A 14,704-nucleotide genomic window follows, 5' to 3' on the forward strand; every position below is an offset into this window, starting at 1 on the left:
GATAGACCCTTACCGCAAGCGCGGCTCGGCTTTACAAACGAATAACAAATTCACCACCAAGCATGACCCGCCTTTTACACCAATAAAAACGAAGTTGCGGTGAAATAATTCCTGTTTGGCCATCAAATGGCCCATTCTAGGAACTATTCCACCGCAACTTAGATTAGGAAACCGCGTAACCTTAAAGCTCCAGTTCGTTTAGACGAAGGATTGCCACGATATAGATCTTGAGTGCTTGCTTGAGCTGCTCCTCGTTGGCGCACTCGTTGGGGCCGTGCATCTGGCCGCCCCATGCGGGCAGCTCCAGGCCGGTCTCCTCTGGGCCAAACGAGACGGCGCGGGCAAAGTTGCGCGCATACGTGCCGCCGCCCATGGCAAAGGGCTCGGCATGCTTGCCCGTGAACTCGTTATAGGTATCGATAAGCGCCTTCACGGCCGGATCGTCGGCAGAGACCGAGAACGGCACCTTTGCACGACCCACACGACACGTCACGCCAAAGCGCCCCACGAGCGGGTCGAGCTGCTCGCGGATGGTATCGGCACTCGTGCTGTCGGGGAAGCGCACGTCGATGACCTGCTCAATATGGCCATCCGCCACGCGAATGACGCCAGCGTTGCAGGTAAGCGGGCCAAACGCCGGACTCGTCGCATCGATACCCAGGCCGCGGCCATAGGCATCCGCATGCACAAAGGCCAGGAACTTGACGAACTCGTGCTCGGCAGGCGTCAGCAGGCGCTCATCGCGTGCACCAAACGCGTCCTCGGCCTCGCGCAGATACGACACGATCAGGCCGACGGCGTTGATGGTGCCCTCAGGCATCGAAGCGTGGCCGCCAACACCGTGGGCGAAAATCTGCGCATGCCCGTTATCAAGCGCCGTGATCTCCAGGCGGTCGACGTTCTCAACGGGCGCCGGCAGCTCATCGGCGGCAATTGCAAGCTCGCAGATGGACTGCGACGGAATGGCATTGCTCGCCTCGGAGCCGCTCCACGACACGATGCGCCCGCCGTCGATCTTGGGGCTCACGAACGTCGCCCCAAACTGGCCCTTCTCGGCATTGCAGACCGGGAACTCGGCATCGGGCGTAAACAGAAAGTCGGGGTCTGCGTGGTTCTCCAGATAATGGTGAACGTCGGACATGCCCACTTCCTCATCGCAGCCCAGCAGCGCGCGGAAGGTATAGCGCGGCACAATGCCGTGTTTGAGCAGATAAGCGCCAGCGTAGAGCGACAGCACAGCCGGACCCTTGTCGTCGATCACGCCGCGACCGAGCAGCCAGCCCTCGCGGCGCTCCATCGCAAACGGATCGGTATTCCAACCGGGACCGGCGGGCACCACGTCCACATGGCAGATGGTCGCGAGTTGCTTGTCGCCGCGGCCAGGGATATCGGCAATGCCCACATAGCCCTCGTCGTCGCTCGTCTGGTAGCCGAGCTTTTGCGCAATGCCGAGCGCGCAATCGAGCGCATCACGGACCGGGCGGCCAAACGGCGCGCCGGGCTCCGCATCGGCAGAAACTGCCACGGACGGATAGCTCACCAGCTGCTCGATATCGGCGACGACATCTTCCCAGACCTCGTCGACATACTCGGCGACGCTCTGCTCCACCTGATTCATGGACGACCTCCTTACCAATGAGGGGCGAGCGTGCCCGCCCCTCACATCACATACTTATATAGCGAAAAGTTTAGCAAGCTCGGCCACCGAGTGCACCACCGCATCGGCACCCGCGGCCTCGTGCTCCCCCGGCGCCGCCGCGCCCGAATAGATGCCGATACACGGCACACCCATCGCGTGCGCGCCCTCCACATCGTTAAAGCGGTCGCCGATCATCACGGCCTCGTCGGCCGTCGCACCGAGCGCCGCCAGCGCATCGCGGACCGAATCTGCCTTGGTCTCGCGCCCCTGCGGCGGATTCATGCCGACCACGGCTTTGAACTGGCAAAGCCCCAGCTCATGCACCATATCGATGCACTTCGCCTCCATGCGCGACGTCGCCACCGCCATGCGATGACCCTGGGCCGCCATCCCATCGAGCAGTTCGGGGACCCCGTCGAACACGGGATATTCCTCCGGTCCCAGCTCATCAAAAAAGGCGCGGTACTCATCGGCCACCACAAGCGACTCCTCGCGGGAAAAGCCATAAAAGTCGTGAAAGCTCTTCCACAGCGGAGGCCCGATCATGCGGCGCAAGTCACCCATCTGCGCCTCCGAAAACCCGCGCGCAGCCAGCGTCTTGCGCGTCGAGGTCATCACTGCCCGACCCGTATCGGCCACCGTGCCGTCAAAATCGAACAGCACAACCGGCCGCTCGCAAAGTTGCAATGCCGCCATCGGCACCCCTCTTCCCCAGTTGATGATTTCCACACCACCGCTTCAAACTGTTGACTATTCAACAATTGAACCTAGCAATGTAGAGCAACTCCACTATACTTGACGCACTTTGCTCTCTGAAGGCGACGCGCAGGCGTCCCAACGAAAGGTGCAATTATGTCTTTTGCCATCATAACCGACTCCACGTCGGACATCTCCCCCGCCCGTGCCCAAGAGCTCGGCATTTACGTGATTCCACTGCATGTGATTATCGAGGGCGAGGACCTGCTCGACCAGGTGCAGATCACCGCCGAGGAATACGTCGCCCGCATGGCCGGCTCCGAGCAGCTGCCGCACACCTCGCAGCCGAGCGCCGGCGAGTTCAAGGCACTCTTTGACCGTGTGCTCGCCGACGGCCACGACAGCGCCATCTTTATCTCGCTGTGCAGCGAGTGGTCCGCCTGCTACGCCAACGCGTGCCAGGTGGCCGACACCCACGAGCTCGACGTGCGTTGCATCGATTCGCGCACCGGTTCGGGTGCCGAGGGCCTGCTCGTGGAGTATGCGCTCGCCATGCGCGAGGACGGCCGCAGTCTGGACGAGACCGAGGCGCAGATCCGAGCGACCCTGCCCGACGCCCACCTGCTGCTGATTCCCCGCACGCGCGAGAACCTAGTCAAAAACGGCCGCGCCCCCAAGCTCGCCGGCCAGCTCACGCAGATGCTCAACATTCGCCTGGCCGTTTCGCCGGAGTGGAAATCGGGCGAGATCAAAGCCATCAAAAAGGGCCGCGGCGCCAAGCGCATCGTTGCGAACACCATGGCTGACTGCCTCGCATTTTTGGCGGAGCATCCGGGCTCAAGCGTGCGCGTGCTCACGACCGGCGCCGCCGAGGAGCAGGAACTTGTTAACCAGGCGCTCGCAGGCCGGGACTACGTAGACGCCGGCACCGGCCCCATCGGCTGCACCATCGCCACCCACGTAGGCGTCGATGCCATCGCCATCAGCTACTGCCCCCGCTATCAGCCCATCCACTAGGGGCACCTTTATCAGTTGCGGTGAAATAGGGACTGTTTTTGGCTTATCAGACGCAAATCAATCCCTATTCCACCGCAACTTAGAAATCGGCAATCAGCCCAGCGGACCTTGGAACAGCTCCTCGTGCGAGCCCATCCTGACCAGTCGAATCACCGGATTAGTCTTATGCGACAAGTAGAGAACGACCACATCGACCAAGCCATCGGATAGATGGAAATCGATGTGGCCGTTGTAGTTGCCGCCCGGGTTTGAAAGCTCGTGGGCACCATATTCCGCGGGAAGCGATCCGTGAGCCGCAGGCTCTGCGACTGCCGCCTTAAACTCGGTTTTTAGCTGCGGATGGATGCGCATCGTCCGCTTGTAATCCGCCTTAAACTGAGCCTCGACCTTAATCTCAAACATCGCTAGTCCTCATCGAGGAACGACATCAGATTATCCACGCTGTCGAACGACGGGCTGTCGTCTGGCAGAATCCCCAACTCACGAGCCTCGGCGATCACCATGGCACGTCTCGTTGCCTCGTTGGGAACTTCGGACCGGCCCACAATCTCAAACGGAATCTTCCGCTGATTTACAAGCTGCCGAACAGCAAGGTTGAGATACGAATTGAGACTCAGGCCAACCGAATCCAAGAACTCTGTCGCCTGCTCTTTGAGTCCCTCTTCGATGCGAACCGTCGTAGGCTTAACCGTTGCAGTAGACATACGCGACCTCCTCGCCTCGTCTTTTGCATCAGTATACCCAATTTGGATGGCATCCTGATGTTAGATAGCATCAGATTGCCGTTCACATTACTTTAACCCACATTGCCGCAACGCCAGGAACGCTCGCCCTATATCAACCCGCTCAGAGCGATGTCGACGGCCTCGTTGAGGTCATCGGTGATGTGCACCAGCTCCGGATCGAGCGGGCTGATCATGCCGGCATCCATCACCGGGCCGTTGAGCCAGTCGAGCAGGCCCTGCCAGTACTCGCTGCCCACCAGCACGAGCGGCATGCGCTTGACCTTGTGCGTCTGCACCAGCGTGAGGACCTCGAACATCTCGTCGAGCGTGCCAAAGCCGCCGGGGAACACGATGGCGCCCGAGCTGTATTTGACGAACATAGTCTTGCGCACAAAGAAGTAACGGAAGTCCATACCGAGGTTCACGTATTTGTTGAGCCCGTGCTCGTGCGGCAGCTCGATACCCAGACCGACCGATTTGCCGTTGACGCTCGCCGCTCCCCTATTGGCCGCCTCCATGATGCCGGGGCCGCCACCGGTGATGACCGCCACGCCTCGCTGGGCGATCTTGCGCCCGACGGTGCGCGCCGCCTTGTAAAGCGGATCGGCCTTGGGCGTGCGGGCGCTGCCAAAGATGGTCACCGCGGGTCCAAGCTCGGCAAGCGCGCCAAAGCCATCGACAAATTCGGCCTGAATGCGCAGCACGCGCCAGGGGTCGGCGTGCAGCCAATCAGTCGATTCTTCGGGCGCCAGCAAGTTGGCGTACGTATTGTCCTTAGGAATCATGGGGCCGCGCATGACCACAGGGCCGCGGCGGTACGTCTCGTCGTAGGCCGGCTCGCCCTCGACGTTATCATTCTTCATCATGGGCACTCCTATCGAAAAGAGAAACGGGCGGGGTCGACGCCATGCGTCAAACACCCGCCCGAACATCAACCATTCGGTATGGTACCCACGATGCATCAAGCGCTTGCAAGCTATCGGTCAGCGGTCGCGCAGACGGTGTTAGCGAACGTGATGACCGGCCGGCGCTCGCCCCTTGCCGTTGCCCGCGCTCTGCAAGCGCCCGCGCCGCTCTTAGTAATCCACCGCCGCAGGGCTGTTCATCCAGTCGTTCACGAACGCACCGTAGCGGCCCTCGATAATGGCCTGACGCGCCTGCTTCATAAGATTGAGCAGGTAGTAGATGTTGTGCATCGAAAGCAGGATGCCGCCGAGCATCTCCTTCTGCGTGACCATGTGGCGAATGAGTGCACGGCTGTAGCCGCCCGTGCACACCGGGCAGGTGCAGGTTGGATCGATGGGGCCGTCGTCGTGCGCAAAGCGGGCGTTACGGAAGTTGAGGCGACCCTCGCTCGAGAACGCCGTGCCCATGCGGCCGGTGCGCGTCGGCAACACGCAGTCGAACATGTCGATACCCACGCCCACACCACGCACGAGCGTAGTCGGGTTGCCGACACCCATCAGGTAGCGCGGCTTGTGCTTGGGCATGTACTCACTCGCGAGCGGCGCCAGCGTCTCGAACATGGTCTCGTGGTCCTCGCCCACCGAGTAGCCGCCGATGCCGTAACCGGGGAAGTCGCCGCACTCCTCTAGATGGCGCAGCGAGCGCAGGCGCAGGTCCAGATGCATGCCGCCCTGGACGATGCCAAAGAGCGCCTGGTCATCGCGGGTGTGAGCCTTATAGCAGCGCTCGGCCCACATGCTCGACAGCTCCACCGCGCGCTCGACGTAGGCACGCGTGGCGGGATAGCCCGGGCACTGGTCGAGCTGCATGCAGATGTCGGAGCCGAGCTTCATGGCGATTTCCATGTTGTCCTCGGGCGTCCAGAACACGTGGCGGCCGTCGTAGTCGTTGACGATAAAACGCACACCCTCGTCGGTAAGCTTGACGGCGTCGTTGTGGCTGAACACCTGGAAGCCGCCCGAATCGGTGAGGATGGGGCCGTGCCAGTTCATGAACTTGTGCAGTCCGCCCAGCTCGGCGATGGTGTCCTCGCCGGGACGCATGGACAGATGGTAGGTATTGGCGAGCACGATCTGGGCGCCGAGCTGCTTGACAGTCTCGGTGGGAATGCCCTTGACGTTTGCCTTGGTGCCCACGGGCATAAAGATCGGCGTCTCGATGTCGCCGTGCGGGGTGTGCAGCACGCCGGCACGCGCATGCGTCGTCGGATCCTCGGCGATCAGGTCGAATTTAAAGAGGCTCTGGTCCATAAACTGGAACTCCTTGGTTGCGGTTCATACGCAAACCATTATACGGGCAACCCGCAAGAAGCACCGACTCGACAGAAACTGGCGCGAGGAGGATACGGCAGGGACACGGCAAATGAGCGTGGATTTTTGGACGCTTACCGGATGAGCGTGGATAATCTCCCACTTTTGCCCAAAGCACAGCCCAAAAACGGGAGATTATCCACTTTCATTCTGCGGGCACTCATTTAAGTACGTCCCCGATGAGTGGAGCTATTTACCAGCCACGGCAACGCCGATATTTTGGCAACGTCAGCGAGCGGGTCGCATTTGAGACAAGGTGCCGTGAAATGAAAGGGCGCTGACCTTCTGGTCGCGCCCTTGAAATTGAACGGCAGATTGTCCAAATGCGGCCCGCGCAGCGTCGGCCGGTCCGCCGTTCGGTAGAACGGCGGAACCCCTAAGGACGCTGGCCCATGCCACCCTCGAGGGTGACGGTCTCGCCGTTCATATACTTAAAGTCGGGACCGCAGAGCTGAACGACGACGCGGCCGATCTCCTTCTCGACGTCGCCGTAGTGGCCCGCCGGCGGCATGTGGACGTTGGCCTTGAACGCCTCGGGATAGGCATCCTGGAAGTTCTCGAGCGCAGTGGTCCAAGCAAGCGGGCAAACGATATTGACGTTGATGCCGTCCTTGCCCCACTCGTTGGCGGCAACGCGAGTCAGGCCGCGGATGCCCTCCTTGGCGGCAGCATAGCTGCACTGGCCGTAGTTGCCAAACAGGCCGGCGCCCGAAGCAAAGTTGACCACGGAGCCCTTGGTCTCTTTCAGGTGCGGATAGGCCTTCTGCATGTACAGGTAGGTAGCATACAGACCGGAGTAAATGGCCAGGTTAAACTGATCCATGGTGTGATCGGCAATGGTCACGCCCGAGGCGCTGGCCTGAGCGTTGTTGACGACGGCGTCGATGCGACCGAACTCCTCAATCGCCTTGTCGATAACGTTCTGCACGACGGCCTCGTTGTCCTGGCTGGCGGAGACATCGGCCTGAACAGGCAGAACCTTGACGCCGTACTCAGCCTCGAGAGACTCCTTGGCAGCCTCGAGCTTGGCGACGTTGCGGCCGGTGATGACGAGGTTCGCGCCCTCCTTGGCAAAAGCGATATCGATGCCGTAGCCGATGGAGCCGGCGGAACCGTCCTTGAGCGTGGCCTTGCCGCCGCCGGTGACGATCACGGTCTTACCAGTGAAAAGTCCCATACAAAGTCCTTTCAAATCGCGACGGGCGAACCCGCCGACTGCGCGCATCCAAATAAACGCGCCAAAAGCTGAGATGCAACTTTAGCGTGTTCAAGCGAAAATAAAAGACCACGGTAGGCGAACGGCACCACGTCGTTCGGCGAAGGGATTGTCAAGTACAAACTGGATATAGCGACCGAGTTATTGTTATCAGATCGAGCCATCGAACACGTTTTGAAACTTTGCTGCGGCGCGCGGGATGTCGGCGCGAGACTTTATCATAGGGTGACAAACAACGATGAGGAGCACATGCCTATGACAGACGAGCTGGACCCCCAGACTCAACAGCATATTGATGATTCCGCAGACGTCACCGCAGATACTGACGCTGTGACCTGCGATGGTATCGACATCGACGACCCCATCTTGGACGAAAGCGCTACGGCGGAAACCCCCGAAACAGAAAACGCCGATGAGCAAAACGACGATGCGCCCGCTCAGGACGACGCCCCTGTACAGGACGACGCCCCGCAAGCAGCGGGCCCCATCGAGGTGTCTTCGGAAGAAGAGCTCGATGCCGTCATGGACTCCATGATGGATGCTGTCAAAGCGATGAAAGACGCCGTCGCCGATGCCGATATTGATGCCGAGGAAGAGGAGGCCGCCGAGGCGGCCTCGACCTTTGTGCCCGGAGAGACTCCGGTTGCCGACCAGGGCAGCACCATGCCCTCGTTTCTGCAGCTCGAGCACCCCACGATTGGCGCCGATGCGGTCGATCCGCACGCAGCAGGCTTTTCTGTGGTCGAGGGCGGTACCGGCAATATCGCCGCGCCGCAGGCTGCCGATGCGGACGCCGCCGACACCGCTCGCCCGACCGCCCCGCACTCCCCCGCCGCGAGCCGCGATCTGGGTACCGCCGTCTCGAACACTGCGAACGCCGTGGGCACCTTTATCGCCCAGGGTGCCTCGGCCATGCGCGAGATGAACGCCGCGAAAAAGGCACTTGCCGATGCCCGCACCCACCTGGCCGAACTTGAGCAGCGCATTGCCGATCAGGCCGAGGAACTCGAGACGCGCCAGGATATCGCAGGCCGCTACGACCAGATCGTCGCCGACCAGCGTCAGGCGATCGCCACAGCGCAAAAGACCGCTGCGGCAGCCGAGATTGACCGTGATGCCCACGCCGCCAAAGCGACAGAGCTCAAGGGTCAGTTCGAACAAATGAAGACAGAGGATGACGCGACTGAGCTCCGCTTGAAGGCCGCGCTCGATGCCGTGGAGGCCCGCGAGGCGAGCTCGCGCGAGACCGGCAACCGCCTCGTTCGACGTCTTGAGGATTCCAAGCGCATCCGCGACAAGGTGCAGGCCGAGCGAGACGCCGGCATTGCCGCCGCACAACAAACCGTCGACGCCACGCGCGCCCAGCTCGAGACGCTGCGTCATGAGTATGCCGAGCTGCAACGCAATCCCTCGGCAAATCCCGCCAACTATACGGTGCGCACCAGCGAACTCTCGATGCAGATCTCCGACACGGCAGATGCCCTGCGTAAAGCCGAAGAAGATGTCCCGCGCATCACCGCCGACCTTGAGCACTCGCTTGCCGCAGCCGAGCAGGCCGTCGAGCAGGCTCAAGCCCCCATTGCCGAAGCCAAACGCGCGCATCAAGCCGTGACGGCTGAGGCCGATGCCGCGCGCGACGAGCTGCAGACGGCGAAAACCGCCGCTGCAACGCGCCAGCGCGAACTGCGCGAGAAGATCGCCGCCGAGGACAAGGCACGCCGCGACCAAGAGCAGAGCATCGCCAACGCCCAAGCAGATGCCGCACATGCGCAGTCGATCATCGAACAGGCGAACGAAGTACACGACCACCCAGAGATTACTGAGTCGCTTGCAGGATCCTTGGCCCGAGACAAAGCCGAACACGCCGAGACCGAGCGAGAGGTTACCCAGCTCGAAGCCACCGAGGACGCGGTGCGCGAGCGTACCCGCGACTCACGCATCAAATTCACCGGCGCCATCGTCTGCATCGTCGCCGCAATCCTGGCGATCATCCTGATCTGGCTGTTCGCGAGCAAGTAAACCAGCTGCCAAAAAACGCTCAACGCAGTTGCGGTGAGATAGTTCCTGTTTAGCCCCAAAAAGGCCAATTCAAGAACTATCTCACCGCAACTTATTTAGATCGACGCAAGGCAACCTACCCCTCTTGCACCAATCTCTTGGACATAAGGAGTGTCCCCAGGTGCCGGCACATAAGGAACGTCCCCAAGTGCCAACAACGGCAACGCCAATGTTTTGGCGAAGTCAGCGAAAACGCCCCTAAGCGAGCAAGGTGACGTGAAAGAGGAGGGCATTGACCTTCTGGTCATGCCCGACGATTGAACGTCAGATTGCCGCTTAGGGGCGTTTGCAGCGTCGACCAGTTACGCGGTTCGTAGAACCGCGTAACTTACAAAATCAGCATCGCGTCGCCAAAGCTGAAGAAGCGGTAGCGCTCCTCGATGGCGGCGGCGTAGGCATCCATGATCTGGTCGCGGGTGGCAAGCGCGCTCACGAGCATCATGAGCGTGGAGCGCGGCACGTGGAAGTTCGTGATCAGCGCGTCGACCACGTGATAGGTCGAGCCGGGCATGAGGTAGAGCTGCGTTGTCGCGTTCTCGCGCACCACGATGTCGCCGCGGCCGAGCGTGTCGGCCCCGTCCTCGCGGCCCTCAAAATAGCGCGCCGTCACAGCCGGATCGGACACCGGCGCGTCCGCGTCAAACGCGCTCTCGAGCGAGCGCACCGCGGTGGTGCCGACGGCGATCACACGATGACCCTCGGCCTTGGCCTTGTGCACGGCATCGACAACCTCCTGCGACACGTGGTAGCGCTCGGTGTGCATCACGTGCTGCGTGGGGTCGTCCTCCTCCACCAGACGGAAGGTATCGATACCCACCTCGAGCTCGACGGCGGCAAACTTCGCACCCTTGGCCTCGATAGCGGCCATGAGCTCGGGCGTGAAGTGCAGACCCGCCGTAGGAGCGGCAGCCGAGTGCTCCTCCTTCATGGCGTAGACGGTCTGGTACTTCTCGGGATCGCCCTCGTAATCGGTAATGTAGGGCGGCAGCGGCACGTGGCCGGCAGCGTGGATGGCCTCGTCGAGCGTGCGCGGGTCGCCGGCGGCATTGCAACCGGCCGGCTCAAAACGCACCAGACGGCCGCCGCGGCTATCGGTGACAAAGTCGACGACCTCGGCCGTCAGCACCACGGGAGCCCCCTCGGGCGCATGGGCGCCACCGGCGCGATACTCAATATGAGCACCGGGCTTCAGGCGCTTGCCCGGCTTGACCAAGCACTCCCAAACATGGCCCAGCGGATCCACGTCCTCGCGGCGCTTGAGCAGCAGCGTCTCGACCACGCCGCCCGAGCCGGCTTTGCGACCGATCAGGCGAGCCGGCATCACGCGCGTCTGGTTGATGACGAGCACGTCGCCCGGCTCGATATAGTCGATGATGTCGCGGAAGATGCGGTGCTCAACGGTACCGCCGTGCTCCAGCGGCGTTCCCGCCTGGGAGCCCTTGCGATCCACCACCAGAAGGCGGCAGGAGTCGCGCGGCTCGGCAGGAGCTTGGGCAATCAGTTCCTCGGGAAGGTTGTAGTCAAAATCATCGGTACGCATAGACACGTCGGATACTCCTTATATAGCTAAAGTCCGCTCTACATCCTAGCAGGCTGACGTCCCAAATGAACTACTTTTTGGCGGCTTTGCGCTCGTCGCGGATGCGGGCGCGGTCCATGGCCGCCTCGACGGCCGAGAATCGGCAGCCGCAGTAATTCTGCCGATACATACCCAGCTCGCGCGAACGACGTGTCGCCTCGGGGTAATACGGACGAAAATCGCGAATCACCGGAGTGAGACCGCGGGCGGCAGCCAGACGCTCCAACACATCATTGCAGGTTTCGAACAACTGATACGGCGAGACGGCGAGCGTCGTACCCACAGACTCAAACCCGCGTTCCTGGGCCACACGACATGCCTCGGCCAAGCGCAGGGCATAGCACGCGCGACAGCGACGGGGTCGATCGGCGCCCAGCGGGGCCACGCCGGCCTCCCAGCGCTCCCGGTCCTCCCCCGCCTCGATAAGCTCGATGTCGCCATCGGCACACCACCGGCGCAGCTCGTCCAAACGCCGCTGCCATTCATCGTGCGGCTGAATATTGGGGTTGGTCCAGCAGATTGTGGGCTCAAACCCTTCCTCGCGCAGCAGGCGGACCGGCTCAAGAGAGCACGGCGCACAGCAGGCGTGCAACAACAACGGCTTCATCGACATCTCCTCACCCGAAAAAGCGCACGCCGAAGGACGTGTCCTCGCAGGCGACAATGCGGCGGTCGCGCAAAATGGTCCGCACGTAATACCAATCGCCCACGCAACCCGATAAATGCAAGCCGGTCGCCAGGTAGCACAGCAGCGGATAGCCCGAAAACGCAAACCCCAGGGCAAACGCCGACGTCACAACAACCGTCGGCGCCAGGCAAACCACCATGTACCGCCGGCGCGAATACACAACGCCCTCGGCGCAGGCATAGATCATCGCCGTCTCGCGATTCGCCCCAAAGGTCACCTGCGCGCCCGCAGGCGCCAGCAGCTTAAAAAACACACCGTGCACCAGCTCGTGCACGGCGAACGACGCCATTGAGATCGCAGCCAAGCCGACTATCCATCCCAAGACGGCCATCCAGCCGCCCGCGTCAGCCGCATCCAAGTCCGCAGGCCCGCCCAGCAGCATAAACACCGGCACCAGACACACGGCAAATGCGCCAAGCACGGCCATCCCCCACACAAAGCAGGCGTGCAGAAAATCCTCGTCCTCAAACGCATGTATGTTGGAAATCTCATTCATAGCATCTTAGGATAGCGCCCCTGCCACGCACCCGCCCGCATGTGCGATAATGTCGAACGATATGCACGAATTGACCACCGCGCCGCCGAGCCCCGCGCCCGGCCGCGCCCTCACCATATGCGAAGGAGTCCCATGGCATCCAAATACTCCATGAACGACCGTCCCAGCTGGCCTCGCCGCGCCATCGTTACCGCCGGCGAGCCCTACGGCAACAAGGGCCTTCACTTTGGCCACGTTGGCGGCGTCTTTGTCCCTGCCGACTTCTTCGCCCGCTTCCTGCGCGACCGCCTGGGCCGCGAGAACGTCATCTTCACCTCGGGCACCGACTGCTATGGCTCGCCCATCATGGAGAGCTACCGCAAGCTCAAGGAGAACGAGGGCTACGACAAGTCCATTAGCGAGTATGTCGAGTCCAATCACTCCCGCCAGGCCGCGACCCTCAACAACTACAACATCAGCTGTGACATCTACGGCGGCTCGGGCCTTGAGCCGGCTGCGCAGATTCACAACGAGGTGACCACCGAGATTATCGAGCGTCTGCACGAGCAGGGCACCATCTCCAAGCGCTCCACGCTGCAGTTCTACGATGCCAAGGCCGGCACGTTCCTCAACGGCCGTCAGGTGATCGGCCGCTGCCCCATCCAGGGCTGCAAGTCCGAGAAAGCCTACGCCGACGAGTGCGACCTGGGTCACCAGTTTGAGCCCGAGGAGCTCATCGCGCCCAAGAGCCAGCTCACCGGCGAGGTGCCCGAGCTGCGCCCGGTCGACAACCTCTACTTTGACCTGCCGGCCTACCTCGACTTTATGAAGACCTATACCGCCAAGCTCGCCCAGAACCCGCAGGTTCGCTCCGTGGTCTCCAAGACCATGGAGGAGTGGCTGCTGCCGGCCCAGCTCTACATCCAGAACAAGTTCCGCGAGGCCTTCGATGCCGTCGAGGATCAGCTTCCCGAGCACACCGTGCTGGAGCCCGAGGGCAACAAGAGCAGCTTTACCGTCACCTTCCCCAGCTGGAAGGAGCGCGACGATGCCCACGCGGTGCTCGCCAACGGCGGCGTGCGCTTCCGCAGCGGCAAGGCGCTCGTACCCTTCCGCATCACCGGCAACATCGACTGGGGCGTTCCGGTGCCCGAGGTCGATGGCGTCTCCGACGTCACCTGCTGGTGCTGGCCCGAGAGCCTGTGGGCTCCCATCAGCTATACGCGCACCGTGCTCGCACGCGATGCCAAGGCCGCCGGCGTGACCGAGGGCGTCGCCGCCCAGGATGCCGCCCTCATGGGCGAGCCCGCCGCCGATTCCACGCAGGTCCCCGCGCCCACCTACCAGCACAGCTCGCTCGACTGGCGCGACTGGTGGTGCTCGGATGACGCACAAATCTACCAGTTCATTGGCCAGGACAACATCTACTTCTATTGCATCGCGCAGACCGCCATGTGGGAGGCCCTGGGTTGGAACCTCACGCAGAGCACCGTCAGCGCCTGCTACCACCTGCTCTACATGGGCAAAAAGGCAAGCTCGTCCTCGCAGACGCCTCCCCCGCCGGCAGACGACCTGCTCAACCACTACACCTGCGAGCAGATGCGCGCGCACTGGCTGTCGCTCGGCCTGTCCGAGAAGCCGGTGAGCTTTAGCCCCAAGGCATACGACACCCGCGTGACCGGCAAGGACAAGGACGGCAACGAGGTGCACGCCTGCGACGACAAGCGCGTCATCGATCCGGCCCTTAAGGAAAGCGCCCTTTTGACCGGCGTCTTCAACCGCCTGGCCCGCAGCTGCTTCTACGGCGTCGCCGTCAAGGAGGGCGACGAGAGCCCCTATCGCAACGGTTGCATCCCCGCCGGCGCCGCCTCGGCCACCGTGGTGGAGGCCGCCGAGCAGGCCGCCCTCGCGTTTGAGCAGGCCATGTACAAGTTCGAGACGCACCGAGCGCTCGCCGTGTGCGACGACTACCTGCGCGCCGCCAACAAGCGCTGGAGCGACGCCTCCAAGGCCGCCAACAAGCTCGAGGGCGAGCCAGCCAACGCCGCCATGACGCAGGCCCTCGTCGACGCCTTTACCGAGCTGCGCGTAGCGACCGTGCTCATGCACGGCATCGTCCCGGCCGGCTGCGAGCTCATCTGCGAGTACTTCGACGTCGATCCGGTCGCCTTCTTTAGCTGGGACAACATCTTTGCCTCCACGGACGAGTTCGTGGAGAGCCTGGGCGAGAAGCCCGGTGAGCACCGCGTGAAGCCGCTGCCCCCGCGCTTCGACTTCTTCAGCAAGCACGAGAGCCAGTACTAAAACAACACTCGACATGTAATGGAATGGGAAG

The 14,704-nt window shown here is 62.1% G+C and carries 13 protein-coding genes; 3 read left to right on the plus strand and 10 right to left on the minus strand.

Features of this window, described 5'->3' with window-relative positions:
* Nucleotides 1–181: 181 nt before the first annotated feature.
* Both OGM60_06575 and OGM60_06580 read right to left on the minus strand, forming a co-directional pair.
* On the minus strand, nucleotides 182–1,618 hold the full coding sequence (locus OGM60_06575) for a M20 family metallopeptidase (GenBank protein ID UYI98557.1): 1,437 nt from the start codon (nucleotides 1,616–1,618) through the stop codon (nucleotides 182–184).
* A gap of 54 nt (nucleotides 1,619–1,672) precedes the next feature.
* On the minus strand, nucleotides 1,673–2,335 hold the full coding sequence (locus OGM60_06580; GenBank protein ID UYI98558.1) for an HAD hydrolase-like protein: 663 nt from the start codon (nucleotides 2,333–2,335) through the stop codon (nucleotides 1,673–1,675).
* 156 nt (nucleotides 2,336–2,491) lie between these two features.
* Here OGM60_06580 and OGM60_06585 point away from each other — a divergent pair, with 156 nt between their 5' ends.
* Nucleotides 2,492–3,352 (plus strand): DegV family protein, encoded by an 861-nt coding sequence (locus OGM60_06585; GenBank protein ID UYI98559.1) that lies wholly within the window; start codon nucleotides 2,492–2,494, stop codon nucleotides 3,350–3,352.
* Nucleotides 3,353–3,445: 93 nt separating this feature from the next.
* Here OGM60_06585 and OGM60_06590 read toward each other — a convergent pair whose 3' ends face one another.
* The 5 genes from OGM60_06590 to OGM60_06610 form a co-directional block, all read right to left on the minus strand.
* The gene (locus tag OGM60_06590) at nucleotides 3,446–3,754 is read right to left on the minus strand and encodes a type II toxin-antitoxin system YafQ family toxin (GenBank protein ID UYI98560.1); all 309 of its coding nucleotides are present in this window, start codon (nucleotides 3,752–3,754) and stop codon (nucleotides 3,446–3,448) included.
* A gap of 2 nt (nucleotides 3,755–3,756) precedes the next feature.
* Nucleotides 3,757–4,056: a type II toxin-antitoxin system RelB/DinJ family antitoxin gene (locus OGM60_06595; protein ID UYI98561.1), complete on the minus strand. Its 300-nt coding sequence runs from the start codon at nucleotides 4,054–4,056 to the stop codon at nucleotides 3,757–3,759.
* Nucleotides 4,057–4,184: 128 nt separating this feature from the next.
* On the minus strand, nucleotides 4,185–4,943 hold the full coding sequence (locus OGM60_06600) for a TIGR00730 family Rossman fold protein (protein ID UYI98562.1): 759 nt from the start codon (nucleotides 4,941–4,943) through the stop codon (nucleotides 4,185–4,187).
* A gap of 210 nt (nucleotides 4,944–5,153) precedes the next feature.
* Nucleotides 5,154–6,293 (minus strand): tRNA guanosine(34) transglycosylase Tgt, encoded by a 1,140-nt coding sequence (gene tgt, locus OGM60_06605; protein ID UYI98563.1) that lies wholly within the window; start codon nucleotides 6,291–6,293, stop codon nucleotides 5,154–5,156.
* A 436-nt stretch (nucleotides 6,294–6,729) separates the two neighbouring features.
* A complete protein-coding gene (locus tag OGM60_06610; GenBank protein ID UYI98564.1) occupies nucleotides 6,730–7,530 on the minus strand; it encodes an SDR family oxidoreductase in 801 nt (266 codons plus the stop codon).
* A 294-nt stretch (nucleotides 7,531–7,824) separates the two neighbouring features.
* Between OGM60_06610 and OGM60_06615 the strand changes: the two genes are divergently transcribed.
* The gene (locus OGM60_06615) at nucleotides 7,825–9,588 is read left to right on the plus strand and encodes a hypothetical protein (protein ID UYI98565.1); all 1,764 of its coding nucleotides are present in this window, start codon (nucleotides 7,825–7,827) and stop codon (nucleotides 9,586–9,588) included.
* 367 nt (nucleotides 9,589–9,955) lie between these two features.
* Here the strand turns inward: OGM60_06615 and queA are convergent, their stop codons facing one another.
* From queA to OGM60_06630, 3 genes are all read right to left on the minus strand, one after another.
* Nucleotides 9,956–11,167: a tRNA preQ1(34) S-adenosylmethionine ribosyltransferase-isomerase QueA gene (gene queA, locus OGM60_06620; GenBank protein UYJ00170.1), complete on the minus strand. Its 1,212-nt coding sequence runs from the start codon at nucleotides 11,165–11,167 to the stop codon at nucleotides 9,956–9,958.
* A gap of 70 nt (nucleotides 11,168–11,237) precedes the next feature.
* Complete coding sequence (locus tag OGM60_06625) at nucleotides 11,238–11,813, minus strand: epoxyqueuosine reductase QueH (GenBank protein UYI98566.1); 576 nt, start codon at nucleotides 11,811–11,813, stop codon at nucleotides 11,238–11,240.
* 10 nt (nucleotides 11,814–11,823) lie between these two features.
* Nucleotides 11,824–12,390 (minus strand): DUF3267 domain-containing protein, encoded by a 567-nt coding sequence (locus tag OGM60_06630; GenBank protein ID UYI98567.1) that lies wholly within the window; start codon nucleotides 12,388–12,390, stop codon nucleotides 11,824–11,826.
* A 132-nt stretch (nucleotides 12,391–12,522) separates the two neighbouring features.
* Between OGM60_06630 and OGM60_06635 the strand changes: the two genes are divergently transcribed.
* Nucleotides 12,523–14,673, plus strand: a complete 2,151-nt coding sequence (locus OGM60_06635) for a class I tRNA ligase family protein (protein ID UYI98568.1) — start codon at nucleotides 12,523–12,525, stop codon at nucleotides 14,671–14,673.
* The last annotated feature ends 31 nt before the right edge of the window (nucleotides 14,674–14,704 follow it).

This window comes from Coriobacteriaceae bacterium (genome assembly GCA_025757745.1).
In the GTDB taxonomy this organism is placed as follows: domain Bacteria; phylum Actinomycetota; class Coriobacteriia; order Coriobacteriales; family Coriobacteriaceae; genus Collinsella.

What these genes read in the sequence shown, in the direction of transcription:
- OGM60_06575 (UYI98557.1), bottom strand. Translation starts at nt 1,618, where the DNA reads ATGAATCAGGTGGAGCAGAGCGTCGCCGAGTATGTCGACGAGGTCTGG.
- OGM60_06580 (UYI98558.1), bottom strand. Translation starts at nt 2,335, where the DNA reads ATGGCGGCATTGCAACTTTGCGAGCGGCCGGTTGTGCTGTTCGATTTT.
- OGM60_06585 (UYI98559.1), top strand. Translation starts at nt 2,492, where the DNA reads ATGTCTTTTGCCATCATAACCGACTCCACGTCGGACATCTCCCCCGCC.
- OGM60_06590 (UYI98560.1), bottom strand. Translation starts at nt 3,754, where the DNA reads ATGTTTGAGATTAAGGTCGAGGCTCAGTTTAAGGCGGATTACAAGCGG.
- OGM60_06595 (UYI98561.1), bottom strand. Translation starts at nt 4,056, where the DNA reads ATGTCTACTGCAACGGTTAAGCCTACGACGGTTCGCATCGAAGAGGGA.
- OGM60_06600 (UYI98562.1), bottom strand. Translation starts at nt 4,943, where the DNA reads ATGATGAAGAATGATAACGTCGAGGGCGAGCCGGCCTACGACGAGACG.
- tgt (UYI98563.1), bottom strand. Translation starts at nt 6,293, where the DNA reads ATGGACCAGAGCCTCTTTAAATTCGACCTGATCGCCGAGGATCCGACG.
- OGM60_06610 (UYI98564.1), bottom strand. Translation starts at nt 7,530, where the DNA reads ATGGGACTTTTCACTGGTAAGACCGTGATCGTCACCGGCGGCGGCAAG.
- OGM60_06615 (UYI98565.1), top strand. Translation starts at nt 7,825, where the DNA reads ATGACAGACGAGCTGGACCCCCAGACTCAACAGCATATTGATGATTCC.
- queA (UYJ00170.1), bottom strand. Translation starts at nt 11,167, where the DNA reads ATGCGTACCGATGATTTTGACTACAACCTTCCCGAGGAACTGATTGCC.
- OGM60_06625 (UYI98566.1), bottom strand. Translation starts at nt 11,813, where the DNA reads ATGAAGCCGTTGTTGTTGCACGCCTGCTGTGCGCCGTGCTCTCTTGAG.
- OGM60_06630 (UYI98567.1), bottom strand. Translation starts at nt 12,390, where the DNA reads ATGAATGAGATTTCCAACATACATGCGTTTGAGGACGAGGATTTTCTG.
- OGM60_06635 (UYI98568.1), top strand. Translation starts at nt 12,523, where the DNA reads ATGGCATCCAAATACTCCATGAACGACCGTCCCAGCTGGCCTCGCCGC.